General features: G+C 64.8%; 3 protein-coding genes. 1 reads left to right on the top strand and 2 read right to left on the bottom strand.

Going from position 1 to position 3,347, the window contains the following annotated elements; translation table 11 throughout:
- Positions 1 to 662 (top strand): transketolase family protein (locus VDP82_RS16070; protein WP_323015839.1); only part of this gene is annotated, 662 nt, incomplete at its 5' end.
- Between the two features lie 81 nt (positions 663 to 743).
- Here the strand turns inward: VDP82_RS16070 and VDP82_RS16065 are convergent.
- Positions 744 to 2,222: an NAD-dependent succinate-semialdehyde dehydrogenase gene (locus VDP82_RS16065; protein ID WP_323015838.1), complete on the bottom strand. Its 1,479-nt coding sequence runs from the start codon at positions 2,220 to 2,222 to the stop codon at positions 744 to 746.
- 17 nt (positions 2,223 to 2,239) lie between these two features.
- Entirely contained in the window at positions 2,240 to 3,274 is a 1,035-nt protein-coding gene (locus VDP82_RS16060) for an L-idonate 5-dehydrogenase (RefSeq protein ID WP_323015837.1), read from the bottom strand.
- Positions 3,275 to 3,347: the final 73 nt, after the last annotated feature.

The following is a 3,347-nucleotide window of genomic DNA, read 5'->3' as shown; positions in this document are numbered from 1 at the left end:
GCATGGACGTGGCCTATTGCGCCCAGCCGGTGCGTCTCATCGGCCATCACACCGGCATTTCCATGGGGTTTTACGGCACCTCGCACCACGCCACCGAGGACATCTCCACCATGCGGGCCATTGCCGACCTGACGGTGAACTCGCCCTCGGACGGCGCCCAATATGCGCAATTGCTGCGCGAATCCGCCACCTACCGGCAGCCGATCTATTTCCGCACCCATCGCGGCCATGATCCGGTGATCTACGACAAGGCCGAGCCCTTCACCATCGGCAAGGCCAAGGTGCATGGCTTCGGCAAGGACGTGACCATCATCGCCTGCGGCATGGCGGTGCATGGCGCCAGGGCGGCCATGGAAGCGCTCAATGCGCAGGGCCATTCGGTGGGCCTGATCGACATGCACACCATCAAGCCGCTCGACGCCGAAGCGGTGATGGAGGCGGCCAAGGCTTCGCGCGTCGTGCTCACGGTCGAGGAGCACAATATCCTGGGCGGGCTGGGCTCGGCCGTGGCCGAGGTGATGGCCGAGAACCCGGCCAAGGCGCGGCTGGTACGCCACGGCATCATGGATGAATACAGCCTCATCGCTCCTCCGACCCATCTTTATCGGCACTACAAGCTCGATGCGGCCGGCATTCAGGAGATTGCTGCGCGTTATCTGTAGAGACAGCCTTTCGCCCGGCCCTCCTCCCGGCCGGGCGATAAAAAGCGGCGGTATCGGATGCGATACCGCCGCTTTTTCGCGTCAGGCGGAAATGCCGCCCAGACAGATATATTTCATCTCCAGATAGTCGTCGGCGCCATATTTGGAGCCCTCGCGGCCGGTGCCCGATTGCTTGACCCCGCCAAAGGGCGCGACCTCGGTGGAGATAAGCCCGGTATTGACCCCGACAATGCCGTATTCGAGCGCTTCGGCCACCTTGAACACCTTGCTCAGGTCGCGCGCATAGAAATAGGCGGCAAGGCCGAAAATGGTGTCATTGGCCATGGCGATGACCTGATCGACATCCTCGAAGCGGAAGAGGGGAGCAAGGGGGCCGAAGGTTTCTTCCTTGGCCACCACCATGTCCTGGGTGACGCCGGTCAGCACGGTGGGCTCGAAAAAGGTGTCGCGGTTCCCCGCCGGCATGCCGCCGCGCACCAGCCTTGCGCCCTTGCCCAGGGCGTCGGCGATGTGTTCGGCTACCTTGTCGGTCGCTGCCTTGTCGATCAGCGGGCCGATGGTGACGCCCTCGTCGAACCCGTCGCCCACGCGCAGCTTGCCCACCGCTGCGGCGAGCTTTTCGGCAAAGGCGTCATAGATGCCGGCCTGCACATAAAGGCGGTTGGTGCACACGCAGGTCTGCCCGGCATTGCGGAACTTGGACTGGATAGCGCCTTCCACCGCCGCATCCAGATCGGCATCGTCGAAGACGATGAAGGGGGCGTTGCCGCCCAGCTCCAGGCTGACCTTCTTGATCTGGTCGGCGCATTGCCGCATCAGGATGCGGCCCACTTCGGTCGAGCCGGTGAAGCTGAGCTTGCGCACCTTCTCGTTCTCGCAGAATTCGGCCCCGATGGCCGCGCTCGAAGCCGAGGTGACCACCGAAAAAATGCCCTTGGGAATGCCGGCCCGCTCGGCCAGAACCGCCAGCGCCAGCGCCGAAAGCGGGGTCTGCTTGGCCGGCTTGGAGACGAAGGCGCAGCCCACGGCCAGGGCCGGCGCGGCCTTGCGGGCGATCATGGCGATGGGAAAATTCCACGGCGTGATGGCGCCGACCACGCCCACCGGCTGCTTGATGACCATGATGCGCTTGTCCTCGGCATGGCCGGGGATGATGTCGCCATAGATGCGGCGGGCTTCCTCGGCGAACCATTCGATATAGGCAGCGCCATAGGCCACTTCGCCCTTGGCCTCGGCGAAGGGCTTGCCCATCTCGGCGGTGAGGATGCTGGCCAGATCGTCCTGATTGGCCATGATCAGCTCGAACCATTTGCGCAGCAGCTTGCCGCGCGCCGCCCCGGTCAAAGCGGCCCAGGATTTCTGGGCGGCATGGGCGGCCTCGATGGCGCGGGCGGTTTCGGCCCGGCCCATATCGGGCACGAGCAGCAGGGTTTCCCCGGTTGATGGATTTTCCACGGGAAAGGTCTTGCCGGAATCGGCGCCTGCCCATGTACCGGCCAGATAGGCGCGATCGGTAAGCAGGCTGGGGTCGCGCAGGCGGCTAAGAAGGGTTTTGGTCACGAAAAATCTCTTTCTGCTCAGGCAAATTCCAGCATGACCTTGATGGCCCGCTGACGATCCTGCGCGAAGGCAAAGGCGGCATCCGCCTCGGTGAAGGGGAAGGTGCCCGAGATGATCGGGCGAACATCGATGGCGCGGCTGGAAATCAGCGCCGCCGCCTGATTGAACTCGCGGTCGAAGCGGAAGGTGCCGCGATAGGTGATCTCCTTGGTCACCAGCGGGTTGAAGGGCAGGGTCATCTGGTCGGGCAGAATCCCGACCTGGACGATGCTGCCGCCCGGCCGGGTCACCGCCAAAGCCGATTGCACGGCCGAGGGGTGCCCCGAACACTCAAAGACCACGTCGAACCGGCCGCGATCCTTTTCTTCCTCCGCCAACGCCCCCGGAACCGATACGTCGTAGCTTGCCGCCGCGCCCAATTGCCCGGCCAGCGCCAGCGGACCGGCCGCTACGTCCGTTGCCGAAACCGACGCGGCGCCGGCATGCCGCGCCGCCAGCAGGGTGAGCGCGCCAATGGGGCCGAAGCCGGTCACCAGGACGCGCTTGCCGCTTAGGTCCGGCCCCTGCGACACGGCATGCAGGCACACCGCCAGCGGCTCGCAGACGGCGGCCTCATCGAGCCCGATCCCATCGCCGACGGGCACGGCCTGCTGCTCGGTCACCACCACATATTCACGGAACCCGCCATCGACATGGGGATCGCGCATGGCGCTGCCCATGAAGCGCATGTCGCTGCATTGGCGCGGCATGCCGGCGCGGCAATAGGCGCATGCGCCGCAGGCCAGGCTGGGGTTAACCGCGACGCGGTCGCCTTCGGTTACGGCGGTGACGCCCGCTCCGGTGGCGTCCACGACGCCCGCCAGTTCATGGCCGAGCACCATCGGCGCCTTCATGCGTACGACGCCAAAGCCGCCATGGTGGAAATAATGCATGTCCGAGCCGCATATGCCGCCACGATGGATGCGCACCCGCACTTCGCCCGGGCCGGGTTCTGGAATTGGCCGGTCCTCTATGGTCAGGCGATGGGGTTCTTGAAGCACCAGGGCTTTCATGGCGGCTGTTCCCTCCCTTGGGCAGGCGTGTTGACGTACAGAAAATATCATGCATCATATGCGATATCAATGT

It is taken from the genome of Devosia sp., assembly GCF_034675085.1.
Classification (GTDB): Bacteria; Pseudomonadota; Alphaproteobacteria; order Rhizobiales; family Devosiaceae; genus Devosia.
The sequence above is the reverse complement of the archived record's forward strand: the minus strand, read 5'-3'. Positions and strand labels throughout refer to the sequence as shown.